The sequence below is a fragment of the Bdellovibrio sp. HAGR004 genome (assembly GCF_055397015.1).
Window position 1 is genome coordinate 3,996,287 of the sequence record NZ_AP029176.1, and the last position, 15,958, is coordinate 4,012,244.

Here is a 15,958-nt window from a genome sequence, read left to right on the forward strand (position 1 = left end):
AAACGAAAAAACCCGCTGATGAAGCGGGTTTAGTTGCTTTGAACTTTTGAAGAAAAATGGTGGCTTGAGACGGAATTGAACCGCCGACACAAGGATTTTCAGTCCTCTGCTCTACCAACTGAGCTACCAAGCCACTGGAACTTATGCGTTCAAAGAGACCAAAGGTTTATCCATTGGCCCCCTGCATGTCAACAGTTAAGCCTTATCAAAAGCAGTTTTAAGGTCGGCAATCAGGTCGTTCAGATCCTCTACACCCACAGAAAGGCGGATCAGGGAATCATCGATCCCCAAAGCCTTGCGGTTTTCAGGCGGAACGGAGGCGTGCGTCATAATCGCCGGGTGCTCGATCAGGGACTCAACCCCTCCCAAACTCTCAGCCAATGAAAAGACATTCACGTTTTCCAGGAACTTACGAGCCGAATCCAGGCCGCCCTTGATGTAGAACGTGATCATCCCACCGAAACCATGCATTTGTTCTTTCGCCAAAGCATGCTGAGGATGGCTTTCCAGACCTGGATAGATGACTTTGTCCACTTTTGGATGAGATTCCAAAAATTTCGCAATCGCCATGGCATTTTCCTGATGGGCCTTCATACGAAGTGGCAAAGTTTTCAAACTTCTCAGGAACATGAAGGAATCAAACGCCCCTTGAGTCGCACCGATACCATTGCTCAAGAACGCCATTCTTTCTGCCAGATCCGCGCGGGATACAACGACCATGCCGCCAACAGTGTCACTGTGGCCGCCGATGTATTTCGTCGCAGAATGAACCACGATATCTGCACCCAGCTCCAAAGGTCTTTGGAAGTAGGGGCTCATGAACGTGTTGTCCACGGCAACCAAAATGCCTTTGGCTTTGGCGATGGCTGCGATTTTTTTGATATCCACCAGCTTCAAAGTCGGATTGGTCGGCGTTTCCAGCCATACAAGCTTCGTGTTTGGCTTTACGGCTTTTTCAAAGTTTTCAACCTTCGTCAAATCCACGAAAGAAAACTCAATGCCGTCATGCTTTAGGATTTTATCGAACAAACGGAAGGTGCCGCCGTACATATCATCCATCGCAACCACATGATCGCCACCTTTAAGAAGGTGCAAAACCGTGGTTGTTGCAGCACATCCGGAAGAAAACGCAAAACCGTGTTTCCCACCTTCAAGACTTGCCATGCAGCTTTCATAAGCGTGACGAGTAGGATTGTGCGTGCGGGAATATTCCCAGCCCTTATGCACACCCGGAGATTCTTGTACGTAAGTCGAGGTCAAATAAACCGGCGTCATAATTGCGCCCGTGGATGGATCCGGAGCTTGTCCAGCATGAATCGCACGTGTTGAGAAACCCAAATTTTCCGTTACTTTTTTCATATCATCACCTGTCTATTACTTTTTAAGATCTGCCAAAGCTTCTTGTGCAGTGACTACGCGGTTAAAGACATCTTTCGTCTCAGCCGCAGTCAGGAATTCATTTTCCACCATCCATTTGTCATTGAAGGCCTTGCTCAGGTAAGCGCGGCCGCTATCTGGGAAGATCACAACGATGTTGGAAGGTTTTTCCAGCTTTTCAGCCGCTTTCATCGCACCCACCAATGCCAATGCACTGGAAGGCCCCACTAGCAAACCTTCTTCAGCCACCAAACGGCGGGTCATCGCAAAGGCCTCGGGATCAGAAACGCGTTCAAAGCCGTCATAGATATCCAAGTGAACGTTGTCAGGGAGCATGTCCTCACCAACGCCTTCCACTTTATAAGAGCCCGGTGGATCAACGATCTTTTTATGGTAGTACAGATCATAAAGGATGCTTCCGATCGGATCGGCACAGATCGCTTTGACCTGTGGATTCATTTCTTTCAAGTAGCGAGTGATACCAGAAAGAGTTCCACCAGTCCCCGCTCCCCCGACAATCACGTCCACTTTTCCATCCATCTGCTTCCAGATTTCTGGACCTGTGGTGCGATAGTGACGCTCAGGGTTGTCAGGATTGTGGTATTGATTCACCAAGAAGGCCCCTGGAGTTTCCTCAGCGATCTTTTTTGATACGGAATAGTGGCTGAGAGGATCTTCCGGCTCAACCATCGGTGTGATGACAACTTTGGCGCCATAGGCACGCAAAATAGCTCTTTTTTCTTCGCTCATTTTTTCCGGCATCACAAAAATGCACTTATAACCTTTTACAGATGCGGCCAAAGCCAGGCCCACCCCAGTGTTCCCGGAAGTGGCTTCAACAATGGTGCCGCCGGGCTTTAATTGACCGCGCTTTTCAGCTTCCTCGATCATCGCCACAGCCACGCGGTCTTTGATGCTGCCGCCGGGATTGAAGTATTCCACTTTCGCAAAGAAGGTGTGCTTAGAGCCCTTAGTAACGTTATTTAGACGTACCATCGGGGTGTTACCGATCGCTTCCAGAATCGAACCATAAATTTGTGACATGAGAACTATCTTTCTAAGTCTCTTCTTCTGTTGGAGCGAAGATAGACTGTGTTCATAGACTGCAGAACCGTATTGATTTGAGTCATCGGGTCCAAGGAATAAGGCATTCCAAGCTCGGTTGTGAGCTGTTTGACGAGCTGACGACTGGGTTGATCTTTCATCAACTCATCCACCAGTTTTTCAAGGGCAGCTTGCTTTTTGTCAGCCTGAGCCATAGGAATCCTCCAACAAAGGGCACTCTATCACCCCCCTCCCAAAGAGTGAAAAAAATTTTGAAGAAGCGGACCAAAAAGGAGCATCAGGAAGGCCGGAAACTGAAAGAGCAATAAAGGAATCAGCAGAATAAACGGCAACCGTGCAACTTTATTTGATATTTCCTCCTGGCAGGCCTCCACCAACTCTGTTTCGAGCTGCAAAAGCACGCTATAAATGGCCTCGCCCCGCAGCCCACGCTCCAAAATCTGCAATAAACTGCGTCGGTACAGCGATGAAAGCTGCATTAGGCACTCTTTGGTGTCTTGTCCTTGTTGTAAAAGCGCCAACCATTGCGCGACGACCGGGGTTAAATCGTCTTTTTCGTTTTTTAGATAACTCAAAACACCCTGACGCACGGATTGACCTCGTTCCACCGCGCGTTTTACGTCCAACAAAAGCTTTAAAGGGGGCGCTACACCTTCCATTGCATCCTCCGACCGATATAAAAAATGGAAAATAAGCCCGCTACGAACACAAATGTGGAGCCGAGCAGCAGAGTTTTGTGTTTTTGAAATCCAAACTGCGCAATCACAAAGACAAAAAGCGCGAGGTAAAGGGCGGTGACAATTATCGCCTGCATCTTGATCTGCTGACTGACTTGTCCGGACCTACGTCGAAAATCTTCAAGCATCTTGTAGTGCCGGCGAAGTGCTTTGACCTGATCCAAACAGCGGCTTTGCGAGCGATCAATATCCCGAAGCTCGGACTGGAAACCTTTGAGCAGAGCGGATTTCACGCCGATGACTTCATCGGATTGCTGTAGCGATTCAAAAACCTCCAACAGCTGCAAACGCACCCAACCGGTTTGCGATTCGATGCCCGCATGAAGCGATGAGCGGAAAGATTTTCCCGTTTGCAAACCCAGAATCACACAGTCAAGCAGCGGAATCAGCGCACTTTGCAGTCGTCGAATCAGGAAAAAACGCAAAATCTTGGGAAAAAACTTTAAAGTTATCCAAAGAATGCCGATGAAAAGCCAGAGCAAGGTGGGTGTTGAGGCAACACACGCGATGAAAAAGCAGATCACAACCAAGTTCATGATCGAAAAAGATCGAACCCAGTGTTGAGAGAATGCAAATTCCCGCGCCACTGATGAAAGTATTCGGTTAACGAGCGCATGTCCGAACAGCGAAATCGAAAAAACGATGAGCAAAGGGCACCTCCAAGAACCCGAATGCTCGCAAAAAATATGCAAGGTAAATTTTTTGTTGACGTCAGTGGTCGAATTGGGAAAACTTAAAGCAAGTACAGTTTTGTAAGTTAAGAAACAACAACAACGTTTGCATCCTAGGAGGAGCACATGGCAAAGAAAGCAGCTAAAAAAGCTACAAAAAAAGCAGTTAAAAAAACTACTACTAAAAAAGTAGCTAAAAAAGCTACAAAAAAAGTAGCTAAGAAAGCTACTAAGAAAGCTGCAAAGTAGTTTTTCTTAGGAACTAGTTTTTAGTTCTAAAAACTAAACCCCAGAGGCAACTCTGGGGTTTTTTTATGCCCTGAAACCCGCCACCAGAGCCATTCTCCGGTCGATAATATTTTTCCTGAAAAGGAAAAATCCGTTCTTAATTCAAAAGAAAAAAACAAAAGATTCCCCAAGAAGCGACTTGCAAAGCAAGCAGCGCCCGCGACTCGCGAAGCGAGAGCCAGAAACAAAAAGACCAACCCGAGAATCAAGGTTGGTCAAAAGGGTTCAAGCGCAAGGCGGAGGGGTTTCTCCGAAACGGAGGCGTGCTCCAAGCACGTCGAAGTGAAGGAGAGGCCCCGACAACGCAGTCGATTGGGCCCTTTTCACCAACCGTCTTAGAAGTAATAGAGGGCTCCTATGGCGCCTGTTGGCAACAACACAGATCTCTTCACTTCATACATGGCCATCAGTTCTCCGAAGATTGAAACCCCGCGGAAGTCGCCGGAAAGCTGATTATATTGCAGTCCAAACGCTGCATTCACAAAATCTGTGCCAAAACGGCCGGTTCTTTTCTCTTCCGTGGTCAAAACACGGTCCAGAATTCCGGATTCTTTGGCGGCGGACGTACTTCCGTTAGAGTTGTACCAGCGCGAATATCCGGCCGTCATATAAGGGGCCAAATAGTCCCCTTCAAAAGCATGTTTCCAAGCCAGTTGGAAAGAGTTGTAACCGTGACCCGTTCCAAAACCAGCCAACGCCCCATCAGCGTCTTCGATGTTAAACTCCATGTTGAACCCCAGAGTTCCCAAGGCGCCCCCGACAGACAGGCCGGCACCAACTTTTAGTTTGTCGCGCATACTAAGGGTGGAGGCAAATGTGTTTCCGAGGCGCTCGTCGCGCATGCCTTGAGCGTATTCCGATTCGATCGATCGGGCTTTCGTGTTAATTGAGGTGGAGTCCGCGCCCAGAAAAACTTCGGCTTGAGCCTGCGTTGCCGCGAAGAAAACGGCAGCCATAGCCACTTTACGGATAGATATTTTTAACATAGGACCTCCCTTTGATGCGGAGATCTTAGAAAACTCGGGCTTTTACACCTTCTTGCTGCAAGAACTTGCGGATGGTGGGACCATCCAGAGGCTCCAGCCTGAAAAGAAGCTTATGAACCAGTTCATAAGTCTCTTCCGCCTTCTTCGATCTCATTTTTCCTGTCAAATATGCCACGTCATCGCTGATTTTAATCGCGTTATCAAGCAATCTTGCCATTTCTTTGTTCTTGGTCGTTTTATCCAAGAGCACCAGCGTTTTGTTGAAGTTGGTGGTCAGTTGATTCAGTTGCTGGATCATACTGGTCACAGAGCCTTCATTTTTTTCCACAAGTTCAATGATCTTTCCGGCCAAACCATACCCCTGAGAGATCAGCTGATCCACTCGTGGAGGATCTTCACCGCGAACATAGTCTCCGGAAGAAAATTCACCCGAATCCACTGAGCCCGGTGAGATTTCCAGAAACTTTTCCCCAATGACACCGGCCAGATTGATGAAGAATTTGGAATCTTTCCGGACGCTGGTCCAGGCTTTTTTATCGACGGTGATGGTCAGACGCAATTTCACCTCTTCACCGTCCGCGGATTTGTATCCCGGATCGAAAGTGATGGATTTCACCTTGCCCACTTTAATACCCATGACCCGCACCGGAGATCCTTCTTCAATCCCCCCCGCATAGTTGTACATGACATTAAGTTCTTTGGTGTTGGAGAACGGTGAAATGAATCCCATGAAATAGGCAAAGACCACAATCAATACAACTGAGACGAGTGCCAACAAACCGACCTTGGTTTCAACCTTCATACGTTCCCCTAATAAAGATAACTAAAAGTATAGGACAAAATAAAATCAATCACAATGATCGCAACAGAAGACACGACCACCGTGTTTGTCGTCGCTCTTCCGACACCTTCGGCACCTTGCTGACATCGGAATCCGAAATAGCAGGCCACCAGTGGAATCACTCCGCCGAAGCAAGCCCCTTTTATAATCGCAAAAATCAGATCCTTGAAATCCACGAATCTTTGCATGGATGTCAGAAACATGGAGGGTGTGTAGCCCAGATAAAGCTGACTGACTGCCATGGCAGAGAAAATACAGGCCATATTGGCCACAATCGTTATCATCATTCCGCCCAGAACACAGGCCAGAAAACGTGGGACCACCAGATAGTTGATTGGATCAATCCCCAACATTTTCAGGGCATCAATTTGTTCGGTGATCTGCATTGATCCGACTTCAGAGGCATATCCCGCCCCCACACGGGAGCTCAAGAGCAGAGCGCTGACGATGGCTCCCAGCTCACGCAGAATCAGTAAAGCTGCGAAGCCCGGAACCATCGAGTCATTTTGAATGACCATTTTCATATGGAAAGAAGACTCCAGAATGGTCACGACTGCGGCAAAACACACACAAAAAACCACAATCACAAGGCTTTTGTTGCCGACAAAGTAAAGCTGCTGGAAAAACTCTTTTCTTCGAAACGGCGGGGTCAATAGACCGGTCATTGTCTCTGCAATCAATGCAATCATGGTCTGTACCCTCGTATCATTGTCAGAATGATGTCACCAATGAAGCTGGTCATCCAATCCATGACCACAATACAGATCATGGTTGTGACAGCGGTGGTAACAACAGAGCGACCCACCCCTTTCGCGCCACCAGTGGTGGAATAGCCCTGATAAGTGCAAACAGTCGCCAAAACCAGGGCGAAAGTACCGCATTTTATCAGCCCGGTAAGAATGGATACTGGGCTGACAATCAAAGGAACATGGCGCAGATATTCTTCATAATTAACACCGGCGAAGAGCTCGCCCATCATAATGCCGCCAAAAACGGACATCGCCAGGCCGGCCGCCAGAAGGAAGAAGCTGGCAACAATAATCCCGATAAAACGCGGGACGATGATTTCCTGCAAAGGATCGGCCCCTAAGCAGCGAACGGCGTCGATCTGCTCGGTCACTTTCATAGTTCCCAGCTCTGCCGACGTAAAAGCTCCCACTTTTCCGCTCAACATGAAGGCGATCAACAATGGACCGATCTCGCGGAAGGTTCCACTGGTGGCCAAAGCCCCCAGATATCCCAAAGCACCGAATTCCTTAAGTTGCATTCCAAACTGAACGGTCATGATCGCGCCGACAAAGAATCCCGCCATCGCTGTGGTTGGGAAGCTATCCACAGTGACCTTCCAAATCTGTTCAAAGATCTCGTGGGTTTTTAGTTTCTTAAAGAAAATCGTGCGCAGAATCTTCTGAAGGAACATCAGTGTTCCACCCATCTGATCCAAAAGGGATATTACTGCTGTCATGCTTCCAGCACCTCGGCCAAAAAATCTTTTACCAAGGGGTGCTCTGATTTCTTAAGTTCCTCAGGTGTTCCCAGAGCAACAATCGAACCCTTATCCAAGACCACGATTCGATCCGCAATTGCCAGAGCACAGTTCATGTCATGGCTGACCACCAAAGAGGTGGTCTTCAGCTCACGCGACAGATCTAAGATCAACTGATTTACGGCCGTGGTTGTGACAGGATCAAGGCCAGTGGTCGGTTCATCAAAAAGAAGAATCCGCGGCTCTAGCGCCACGGTTCTGGCCAGGCTGACTCGCTTTTGCATTCCGTAAGAGATTTGCGCTGGACGCTTTTGTTCAACACCCTGCAAGTTCACCAGACGGAGGGCTTTGGTCACCTTCTCGCGAATGACTTCTTCTGAAAGTTGATAGTGGCGACGAAGTCCAAAAGCCACATTTTCATAGACACTTAAAGAGTCAAAAAGGGCCGGATGCTGAAAGACCATCCCGCATTTTTTACGAACGGGAAGATATTGCTCTTCTGAAAATTTGGAAACCTCTTCGTTGTCGATCCAGATTTCGCCTTCATCAGGGGTCAGAAGACCCACCAGGTTCTTTAGAAGTACGGACTTCCCTGTCCCGGATGTCCCCAGGATAAAGATGATTTCACCCTCGCGGATCTGAAGATTTAATCCGTTGAGCACTGTCCTTGTACCGAATCTTTTCACGAGGTTTTTGAACTCAATCACCTTCTCATGTTAGATGGGCTCAAGACAGTGGGTCAACCGGCAATGTGAGCCTTTCGTCAACGTCCAGTTTCTGAACTTTTAGAAAGAATCAGGCTGTAGTGGTCAGAGGACCTTGCAGAAGACCTCTGACAAACTGATGCACACGAGGATCGGCGTGATTTTTTGTCTGTTCTGGAGTTCCGGTGATGATTAATTCCTGATCGACAACCACACCGATTCGATCTGCCATTTGGAATGCGCGATTCATGTCGTTGGTGATCGCAACAATGGTGGAGCCTTTTTCTTTCTTCAACTTCAAAATCAGCTCAATGATCTTGCGTGAAGTGATTGGATCCAGGCCCGCAGTCGGATCATCATAAAAAATAATCTCTGGATCTAGAGCAAGTGCTCTGGCAATACCCAGGCGCTTTTGCATCCCACCGCTGATTTCATCGGGGTACAAATCACGAGCATGAGGAATGCCAACAGCATCCAAGAAGTACTCTGCTTTTTTTGTTATTTCCCAGTCCGAAAGCTGGGTGGTTTCACGCAGCGGAAAACTGATGTTCTGAACACAGGTCAAAGAATCGAACAGGGCATTTTTTTGGAACAAAATGCCCACCTTTTTTAACACCGCAAGACGTTCTTTTCTGCTCAGCGTTATCCATTCCTTTTGTTCAACAAAAACTCTGCCATTTTGAGGGGTTACAAGGCCTGCCATGACTTTCAGCAGGGTTGTTTTACCCTGCCCACTGGGGCCCACAATGACGAAAGACTCCCCCGCCGGAATTTCCAGGTCGATCGACTTCAGAACCGTGTGGTCTTCAAAGCTCACTGTGACGTCTTGCAGGCTGATGATGCTCATTTCCGGTCCAGATTCTCTCTCCAAGCGCCTCTGCGCCGAGCGGTAATTGTTGTCTCTAAATACGATTTGATATTGAATGGGTCATCGAACGCAAGTTTTTATTTTTTCTATTCATTTTAAGAGCTTGTAGGGGAATGACCGCACTTGCGAAGTCCACTTCGTCGGGGTCCTTGTCCTGCAAGCTCTGATGCCTGAAGGAGATTACAATGGCACACAAAAGAAATAAGATCGCCGTCATTGGTGCGGGATTCGTTGGTTCAACTACTGCTCACTGGGCAGCTCAAAAAGAACTTGGAGATGTTGTAGTTCTTGATGTGAATGAAGGCGCTGCTATCGGGAAGTCTTTGGACTTGGCTCAAGCATCCGCTATCGAGATGTTCGACACCAACATCAAAGGAACAAACAAATACGAAGATATCGCTGACTCTGACGTTGTCATCATCACTGCAGGTATGCCACGCAAGCCAGGCATGAGCCGTGACGAGCTTGTTGGTATCAACGCGAAAATCGTTAAAGATGTCTGCGAAGGCGTTAAAAAATTCGCTCCGAACTCTTTCGTTATCGTTGTTTGTAACCCAATGGACGTTATGGCTGTTTACGCAAAACAAATCCTGGGCTTCCCTCGTGAGCGTGTTATCGGCATGGGTGGCTGCTTGGATTCGGCTCGTTTCCGCACCTTCATAGCTGAAGAGCTGGGTGTATCCGTTAAAGACGTTACTGGTATCGTGATCGGTAACCACGGTGATGCGATGATGCCACTTGTTCGTCATGCATCCGTATCCGGCATTCCTCTGACAGAGCTATTGCCTGCTGACAAGATCGCGGCGATCGTCCAAAGAACAAAACAAGCAGGTGCTGAAATCGGCGGCCACTTGAAAACAGGTTCTGCTTACTATGCTCCTTCCCGCGGTGCGGTTGAAATGGCTGAAGCTATCCTGAAAGACCAAAAACGTGTTCTTCCAGTTGCAGTAGAGCTGACTGGTGAATTCGGTGTGAACGAAGGCCTGATGGTGGGCGTTCTGGCAACTGTGGGTGGCAAAGGTATCGAAAAAGTTCACAAGTTTGAAATGACTCCTGCAGAACAGGAAGAGTTCAAAAAGTCTGTGGATGCAGTTCGCACTTTGGTGTCCGCTCTTAAAACGGTTCAGTAATCGCGCTCCGGCGCAGGATGTGCTGTCACCACAGGTGGCAGCACTGGACTTCTTTTTAAAACTATAAAAAGGGAAAATCTAAATGAATATTCATGAGTATCAGGCGAAGGAAGTCTTGAGAAAATACGGAGTGGCCACCCTGAAAGGGAAACTGGCGCATTCTCCGGAAGAAGCTGTGGCTGCAGCAAAAGAAATCGGCGGAAGCGTTTGGGTTGTAAAAGCTCAGATCCACGCTGGTGGTCGCGGTAAAGGCGGCGGTGTTAAAGTTGCGAAGTCTTTGGACGAAGTGGCTGAATTCACCAAAAAAATGATCGGCATGACTTTGGTGACTCACCAAACCGGTCCTGAGGGTAAAGTTGTTCAAAAAGTCTTCATCGAACAAGGTTGCAACATCGCCAAAGAATACTATGTGGCGTGTCTGATTGACCGTGCCACCGGCAGAGCCGCAATGATGGCTTCTTCTGAAGGTGGTATGGACATCGAGGAAGTGGCAGAACACAATCCTAACGCGATCAAAAAGGTCGACATCAACCCAACAGTGGGTTTGATGCCGTTCCAAGCCCGCGAATTGGCCTTCCAGATCGGTATGGACCCTTCCCTTGTTAACAAGGCTGTGAAGTTCTTCCAGGGTCTTTACAACGCATTTATCGCAACTGACTGCTCTATCGCAGAGATCAACCCTCTTGTGGTAACAAAAGAAGGTGACGTATTTGCTTTGGATGCGAAGATGAACTTCGACTCCAACTCTTTGTTCCGTCATCCAGATATCGTTGAAATGCGTGACCTGAACGAAGAAGAGCCTTCTGAAATCGAAGCTTCCAAGTTCGATCTGGCGTTCATCAAGCTTGATGGCAACATCGGCTGCCTTGTGAACGGTGCAGGTCTTGCGATGGCGACTTTGGACATCATCAAATTGCACGGTGCGGAACCAGCAAACTTCCTGGATGTTGGCGGTGGCGCTAACAAAGAGAAAGTGACTGAGGCGTTCAAAATCATCCTGAAGGATCCAAACGTAAAAGGAATCCTGGTGAACATTTTCGGTGGTATCATGAAATGTGACATCATCGCTGAAGGTGTGATCGCAGCTTCCAAAGAATTGGGCCTGAAAGTTCCATTGGTTGTACGTCTTGAAGGTACAAACGTTGAACTTGGTAAGAAAATGTTGAAAGAGTCTGGCTTGAACATCACTCCAGCCGACAACTTGACTGATGCAGCTCAAAAGATCGTTGCTGCGATTAAAGGATAAGCAAACATGGCAATTCTTATTAATAAAAACACGAAAGTAATCTGCCAGGGTTTCACTGGTGCTCAAGGGACTTTCCACTCTGAGCAGGCATTGGCTTACGGAACTAAAATGGTGGGCGGTGTGACTCCGGGTAAAGGTGGCACAACTCACATCGGTCTGCCGGTGTTCAACACTGTGAAAGAAGCGAAAGCGGCCACGGGTTGCAATGCTTCTGTGGTTTTCGTTCCACCTCCATTTGCGGCTGATTCCATCATGGAAGCCGTTGATGCTGATTTGGATCTTGTGATCTGTATCACTGAAGGCATCCCTGTTTTGGATATGGTGAAGGTGAAAGAATACATGAAAGGCAAGCGCACACGCCTGATCGGTCCAAACTGCCCTGGCGTTATCACTCCGGGCGAGTGCAAGATTGGTATCATGCCTGGTCACATCCACAAACCAGGTCGTATCGGCGTTCTTTCCCGCTCTGGAACTTTGACTTACGAAGCTGTTGGTCAGTTGACCGCGCTTGGTATCGGCCAGTCCACTTGCGTGGGTATCGGTGGTGACCCAGTGAACGGCACAAACTTCATCGACGTTCTAAAAATGTTCAATGAAGATCCAGACACAGACGGCGTTATCATGATCGGTGAAATCGGTGGTACGGCTGAAGAAGAAGCTGCTGAATACATCAAAGCTCACTTCAAAAAGCCTGTCACGGCGTTCATCGCAGGTGCTGCGGCTCCAGCGGGTAAGCGCATGGGTCACGCCGGCGCGATCATCAGCGGCGGCAAAGGCACAGCTGAAGCAAAGTTCAAAGCGCTTGAGGCGGCTGGTTGCAAGATCTCCCGCTCTCCGGCAGACATGGGAACCACAATGGCTTCCATGCTGAAAAAGTAGTTCTAAATTAAATAGACCTACTTCCAAACCCACGGCAGAAATGTCGTGGGTTTTTTATTGTCATTCCACTCAAGGCTCCCAAGCCTAGGGCCTATGCCAAACATCAACCCGTGCCTGACGACAGTTCCCTATTTGAAAGACTACAAACTCACCTGATTCATTTTGCCGCAGCCTTTCACCGGGGCCAGAATACCTGAGGACGATAACAGTTATTCACCCCGCTCAGGAGGAGCTTGTGGCTGGTCCCAATCTTATATTAGCTGACGATCTTGCCGCAGACACCTCCACGGGAAGAAAACGCTCCCGTCTTCTTCAGGATAATGCCATCCAACTTGCGCAAAAACTAAAGCTCAACCTAGAGATCGTCTTTGTCGCTGATCTTAAACCGTCTTGGTTCAAGAAAGAGAATCTAAAGTTCGTCATGCGCGAATTTGATGGCATTCGCTCCCAAGTCCTGAAGCGCATGAAAAAGAGCAAAGTCACTGCCAAGCTCGATCTGAAATACGGCATTCCAGCGGAGGAAATTCTGGCCGCCACCAAGAGTGCACCCGACTGTCGAATGCTGATTATGGGGACACAGGGGAAAAAGGGCCTTAAAAAGCTTTTACTGGGCAGTGTCGCCGAAGAGGTGATTCGCAACGCCTCACTGCCGGTTTTCGTTCTGGGTCCAGTGGCCCAGGAAAAAATCGTATCATCAATTTTAAGAAGGAACTGAATGTCCTGTTTCTGACAGATTTCAGCTCTTCTAGTATCAGCGCTGAGAAATTTCTGATGAATTTTTCCAAGGAAGTCCCGACCTCCGTACAAGTGGTGCACAGTATTGGCGAGCAAGTCCTGAAGATAAAAGAAAGTTTCTACCAAACAGGTGCCATCCCCTTTGATATGGAAAGGATGTTCCGCCAGATGAGTGATGATGCCTATCGCGATCTCCAACGAACAGTGCAGCGCTGGGAAAAAAACGGACTGAAGATCAACTTCAAACTGCTGAATCGCGAAGCGCATCTGGAGGACTCTTTGCGGGGTCTGCTGGATGAGGCGGATCTGGTCGTCATGGGAACTCACGGCCGCAATATGATGCTCAGGGCTTTCTTAGGGAGCGTCGCTCGCCGAATCATCTTAAAGTCGCCAGCCCCCGTGATTGTCATAAGGGCCAACAATACCACCCCTCGATCAGGAGCAAAAAAAATGAAAAACGGAGCCGCCTTCATCACTGGTGCTGGGTCTGGAATCGGTCGCGCCACAGCTATTGCCTATGCTCAAGCCGGCATTCCGGTGGCTGTCGTGGACTACAATGAACAGCACGCCGCTGAAACCGTGGACATTATCAAACGAACACTGGATGTCCCTGCCGCCCATTTCACCTGTGACGTCAGTATTGATTTAGAGGTGAATACCGCCTTCTTCGCGGCAGTGGAGCGATTCGGATCTGTTCAGTACGCCTTTAATAACGCCGGACTCGAAGGCGAAGAAAGCGCCTTCGAAGATATCACAGATGAGAACTGGGAGGGCGTACTTAACACCAACTTGCGGGGCGTTTGGCTGTGTATGAAGTATCAGCTGTTTCATATGGCCAAGGCCGGAGGTGGCAGCATCGTAAACTGCGCCTCTATTGCCGGTCTGGTCGGCTTTGAAAAGATGGCCCCTTATGTTGCCAGCAAACATGCCGTTCTGGGTCATGTTGGAGGAAATCAGCTACGGCTATGATCTTCTGCTGATGGGCACACACAGTCGCAACCGTTTGCTCACCACTTTTCTGGGAAGCACGGCAAGAAAGGCCTGCTTGCTATCCCCGATTCCGGTTCTGATTCTTCGCTCCGGCGGCTGATGCGGGAAATATTTTCAGACCCACGATTGGGGCCGGGACCTATGCGCGCTGACTTTTCATTGCAGAGATTATTATTGTCAGTGACCTGCCCGGCACGATAAGTCCTTTGCATGCTTAAATTCTTCCTCTTTATCACATCCGTTGTATTTGGCTTTTCTGCACTGGCTCTGGAACCGGACTGGTCCGCGGGAGCTCCCGTTCCTTCCACCGGACGCGCAAATATTTATGCCTGGTCAGCCGAAGAATTTGCCCACTATCAAACACAAGGAAAGATTCACGCGCAAGTGTACCCCGTCACAGTGACCGGCCTGTTGCCACCCTACGCACCCGTGCGCCGATTGCTTGAAGAGGACTCCCGCAACCCGTTCAGAAATTGGATTCAGAGTCTGATGAAAGGTCTGAGTGGCTTTAGAACTTTCAACGATGTATTGAAAGATCTGGGCCTGCATGAATACCCAAAAGAAACCGAGCGTGGCGTTTACGCTGTACCTTATCCCAACGGCGTTCGCCCCCAAGAGTTGATGGGTTTTGGGTTGATTGAAAGAAACGGCGCCCGGGGATTCACTTTCAGCTGCGCTGCCTGCCATTCATCCAATCTATTCGGCAAAACCGTCCTGGGAATGACAAACCGATTCCCGAAGGCCAACGAGTTCTTCATCAAAGCCAAGAAAGTCGTGCCCTTGATGGACCCGCATCTATTCCAGGCCTACTCTGGGGCCACCACGGCGGAGCGAAAGCTTTTAGAGCAAGCAAAAGACCGCCTCAAAGCCGTGGCCCTGAAGCAACCGATTGCCTTGGGCCTGGACACATCATTGGCTCAAGTCAGTCTGTCCCTGAACCGTCGCGCCAAAGACCCCTATGCCAGCTTTAGCGGATGGCATGAACGCTTCCCACGCGAAGACGCTTTTCTTGACGATAAACCAGCGGACTCCAAGCCCGCAGTGTGGTGGAATCTGAAATATAAAAACCGCTGGCTGTCAGACGGAAGTGTCCTGAGTGGAAATCCCATTTTTACGAATTTGATCTGGAACGAGATCGGACGTGGTGCAGACTTGCACGAGTTGGAGCAGTGGCTGACTGAAAACGAAGAAGTCATCAAAGAGCTAACGACCGCCGTGTTTTCCTCCGAAGCTCCGCATATCACAGATTTCTACCCGGCAGAGAAAATTGATCTGGGCCGTGCCAAAGCCGGCGAGCAGATCTTCAACAACAACTGCGCCAAGTGCCACGGCCGTTACGAAAAAGCCTGGAACCTACCTTATGCCCTGGTCCTTTCCTCGGCAGAGCGTCTGAAAACAGTGGCTGTTCACTACAAGGAAAAGACACCCGTGGTGAATGTCGGGACCGATCCACATCGTCGCCTGGGCATGAAGTCGCTGGAGCAGCTCAACGATCTGGCAATATCCAAAAAGAACGGCATCGTGATCAAGGCGCAAGAAGGTTATGTGCCTCCTCCTCTTGTGGGTATCTGGGCACGTTGGCCTTATATGCACAACAACTCCATCCCGAATCTTTGCGCCCTCTTAACTCCGGCCACACAAAGACCGGTCACTTACTATTCCGGCGAAGCACTGAACACAGAAACAGATTATGACTTTGACTGCGCAGGTTATCCGGTCGGAGCGAAGACTCCGAAGTCCTGGAAGACCCGCGAGCATCTCTATGACACCCGCCGTGTCGGCATGAGCAACGCCGGTCACGACATCAATATCTTTATCAAAGACGGAAAGGAAATCCTGACGGCCGAGGATAAACGTAATTTAATCCAGTTCCTGCAGACTCTGTAGTTTTCAATCGGCTCCCCGTTTTAAATGGGGGTGAGAGGCTAGCAACTCAGATCTTCGATTTGAGCAAG

At 48.9% G+C, this 15,958-nt stretch carries 19 protein-coding genes and 1 tRNA gene; 8 read left to right on the plus strand and 12 right to left on the minus strand.

Annotated elements, in window-relative coordinates; genetic code table 11:
• Window positions 1-57: 57 nt before the first annotated feature.
• The 6 genes from ACZ5ZV_RS19830 to ACZ5ZV_RS19855 form a co-directional block, all read right to left on the minus strand.
• Window positions 58-133, minus strand: a tRNA-Phe gene (locus ACZ5ZV_RS19830).
• A gap of 62 nt (window positions 134-195) precedes the next feature.
• The gene (locus ACZ5ZV_RS19835) at window positions 196-1,359 is read right to left on the minus strand and encodes a cystathionine gamma-synthase (RefSeq protein ID WP_464118965.1); all 1,164 of its coding nucleotides are present in this window, start codon (window positions 1,357-1,359) and stop codon (window positions 196-198) included.
• 15 nt (window positions 1,360-1,374) lie between these two features.
• The gene (locus ACZ5ZV_RS19840; protein WP_464118967.1) at window positions 1,375-2,421 is read right to left on the minus strand and encodes a PLP-dependent cysteine synthase family protein; all 1,047 of its coding nucleotides are present in this window, start codon (window positions 2,419-2,421) and stop codon (window positions 1,375-1,377) included.
• 5 nt (window positions 2,422-2,426) lie between these two features.
• The gene (locus ACZ5ZV_RS19845) at window positions 2,427-2,636 is read right to left on the minus strand and encodes a hypothetical protein (protein ID WP_262555249.1); all 210 of its coding nucleotides are present in this window, start codon (window positions 2,634-2,636) and stop codon (window positions 2,427-2,429) included.
• 27 nt (window positions 2,637-2,663) lie between these two features.
• Entirely contained in the window at window positions 2,664-3,101 is a 438-nt protein-coding gene (locus ACZ5ZV_RS19850; protein ID WP_464118969.1) for a hypothetical protein, read from the minus strand.
• Window positions 3,089-3,871 (minus strand): hypothetical protein, encoded by a 783-nt coding sequence (locus tag ACZ5ZV_RS19855; protein WP_464118971.1) that lies wholly within the window; start codon window positions 3,869-3,871, stop codon window positions 3,089-3,091. Before ACZ5ZV_RS19855 ends, ACZ5ZV_RS19850 begins: the two co-directional genes overlap by 13 nt.
• Before the next feature lie 105 nt (window positions 3,872-3,976).
• Here ACZ5ZV_RS19855 and ACZ5ZV_RS19860 point away from each other — a divergent pair, with 105 nt between their 5' ends.
• Window positions 3,977-4,099: a hypothetical protein gene (locus tag ACZ5ZV_RS19860; protein ID WP_464118973.1), complete on the plus strand. Its 123-nt coding sequence runs from the start codon at window positions 3,977-3,979 to the stop codon at window positions 4,097-4,099.
• Between the two features lie 374 nt (window positions 4,100-4,473).
• On the opposite strand, the gene ACZ5ZV_RS19865 is transcribed toward ACZ5ZV_RS19860, so the two are convergent.
• The 6 genes from ACZ5ZV_RS19865 to ACZ5ZV_RS19890 all read right to left on the minus strand — a co-directional run bounded on the left by ACZ5ZV_RS19865 (window position 4,474) and on the right by ACZ5ZV_RS19890 (window position 9,002).
• Complete coding sequence (locus ACZ5ZV_RS19865) at window positions 4,474-5,124, minus strand: hypothetical protein (protein WP_464118975.1); 651 nt, start codon at window positions 5,122-5,124, stop codon at window positions 4,474-4,476.
• A gap of 25 nt (window positions 5,125-5,149) precedes the next feature.
• Window positions 5,150-5,926, minus strand: coding sequence for an MlaD family protein (locus ACZ5ZV_RS19870; RefSeq protein ID WP_464118977.1), 777 nt, complete (start codon window positions 5,924-5,926; stop codon window positions 5,150-5,152).
• An 8-nt stretch (window positions 5,927-5,934) separates the two neighbouring features.
• A complete protein-coding gene (locus ACZ5ZV_RS19875) occupies window positions 5,935-6,654 on the minus strand; it encodes an MlaE family ABC transporter permease (RefSeq protein WP_464118979.1) in 720 nt (239 codons plus the stop codon).
• Complete coding sequence (locus tag ACZ5ZV_RS19880; protein WP_464118981.1) at window positions 6,651-7,430, minus strand: MlaE family ABC transporter permease; 780 nt, start codon at window positions 7,428-7,430, stop codon at window positions 6,651-6,653. The genes ACZ5ZV_RS19875 and ACZ5ZV_RS19880 overlap by 4 nt, the downstream gene beginning before the upstream one ends.
• On the minus strand, window positions 7,427-8,113 hold the full coding sequence (locus tag ACZ5ZV_RS19885; protein WP_464118983.1) for an ABC transporter ATP-binding protein: 687 nt from the start codon (window positions 8,111-8,113) through the stop codon (window positions 7,427-7,429). Before ACZ5ZV_RS19885 ends, ACZ5ZV_RS19880 begins: the two co-directional genes overlap by 4 nt.
• A gap of 133 nt (window positions 8,114-8,246) precedes the next feature.
• The gene (locus ACZ5ZV_RS19890) at window positions 8,247-9,002 is read right to left on the minus strand and encodes an ABC transporter ATP-binding protein (protein ID WP_464118987.1); all 756 of its coding nucleotides are present in this window, start codon (window positions 9,000-9,002) and stop codon (window positions 8,247-8,249) included.
• Between the two features lie 206 nt (window positions 9,003-9,208).
• Here ACZ5ZV_RS19890 and mdh point away from each other — a divergent pair, with 206 nt between their 5' ends.
• From mdh to ACZ5ZV_RS19925, 7 genes are all read left to right on the plus strand, one after another.
• Entirely contained in the window at window positions 9,209-10,153 is a 945-nt protein-coding gene (mdh, locus tag ACZ5ZV_RS19895) for a malate dehydrogenase (protein WP_464118989.1), read from the plus strand.
• 82 nt (window positions 10,154-10,235) lie between these two features.
• Complete coding sequence (gene sucC / locus ACZ5ZV_RS19900) at window positions 10,236-11,399, plus strand: ADP-forming succinate--CoA ligase subunit beta (protein ID WP_464118991.1); 1,164 nt, start codon at window positions 10,236-10,238, stop codon at window positions 11,397-11,399.
• A 6-nt stretch (window positions 11,400-11,405) separates the two neighbouring features.
• On the plus strand, window positions 11,406-12,278 hold the full coding sequence (sucD, locus tag ACZ5ZV_RS19905; RefSeq protein ID WP_464118993.1) for a succinate--CoA ligase subunit alpha: 873 nt from the start codon (window positions 11,406-11,408) through the stop codon (window positions 12,276-12,278).
• 235 nt (window positions 12,279-12,513) lie between these two features.
• Window positions 12,514-12,993 carry a universal stress protein gene (locus tag ACZ5ZV_RS19910; RefSeq protein WP_464118995.1) on the plus strand — a complete coding sequence of 160 codons (480 nt, stop codon included), beginning with the start codon at window positions 12,514-12,516 and terminating at the stop codon, window positions 12,991-12,993.
• Window positions 12,994-13,004: 11 nt separating this feature from the next.
• Window positions 13,005-13,982 (plus strand): SDR family NAD(P)-dependent oxidoreductase, encoded by a 978-nt coding sequence (locus tag ACZ5ZV_RS19915; protein WP_464121435.1) that lies wholly within the window; start codon window positions 13,005-13,007, stop codon window positions 13,980-13,982.
• Window positions 13,954-14,103, plus strand: coding sequence for a universal stress protein (locus tag ACZ5ZV_RS19920; protein ID WP_464118996.1), 150 nt, complete (start codon window positions 13,954-13,956; stop codon window positions 14,101-14,103). The genes ACZ5ZV_RS19915 and ACZ5ZV_RS19920 overlap by 29 nt, the downstream gene beginning before the upstream one ends.
• Before the next feature lie 110 nt (window positions 14,104-14,213).
• Entirely contained in the window at window positions 14,214-15,890 is a 1,677-nt protein-coding gene (locus ACZ5ZV_RS19925; protein ID WP_464118997.1) for a c-type cytochrome, read from the plus strand.
• Window positions 15,891-15,958 lie beyond the last annotated feature (68 nt).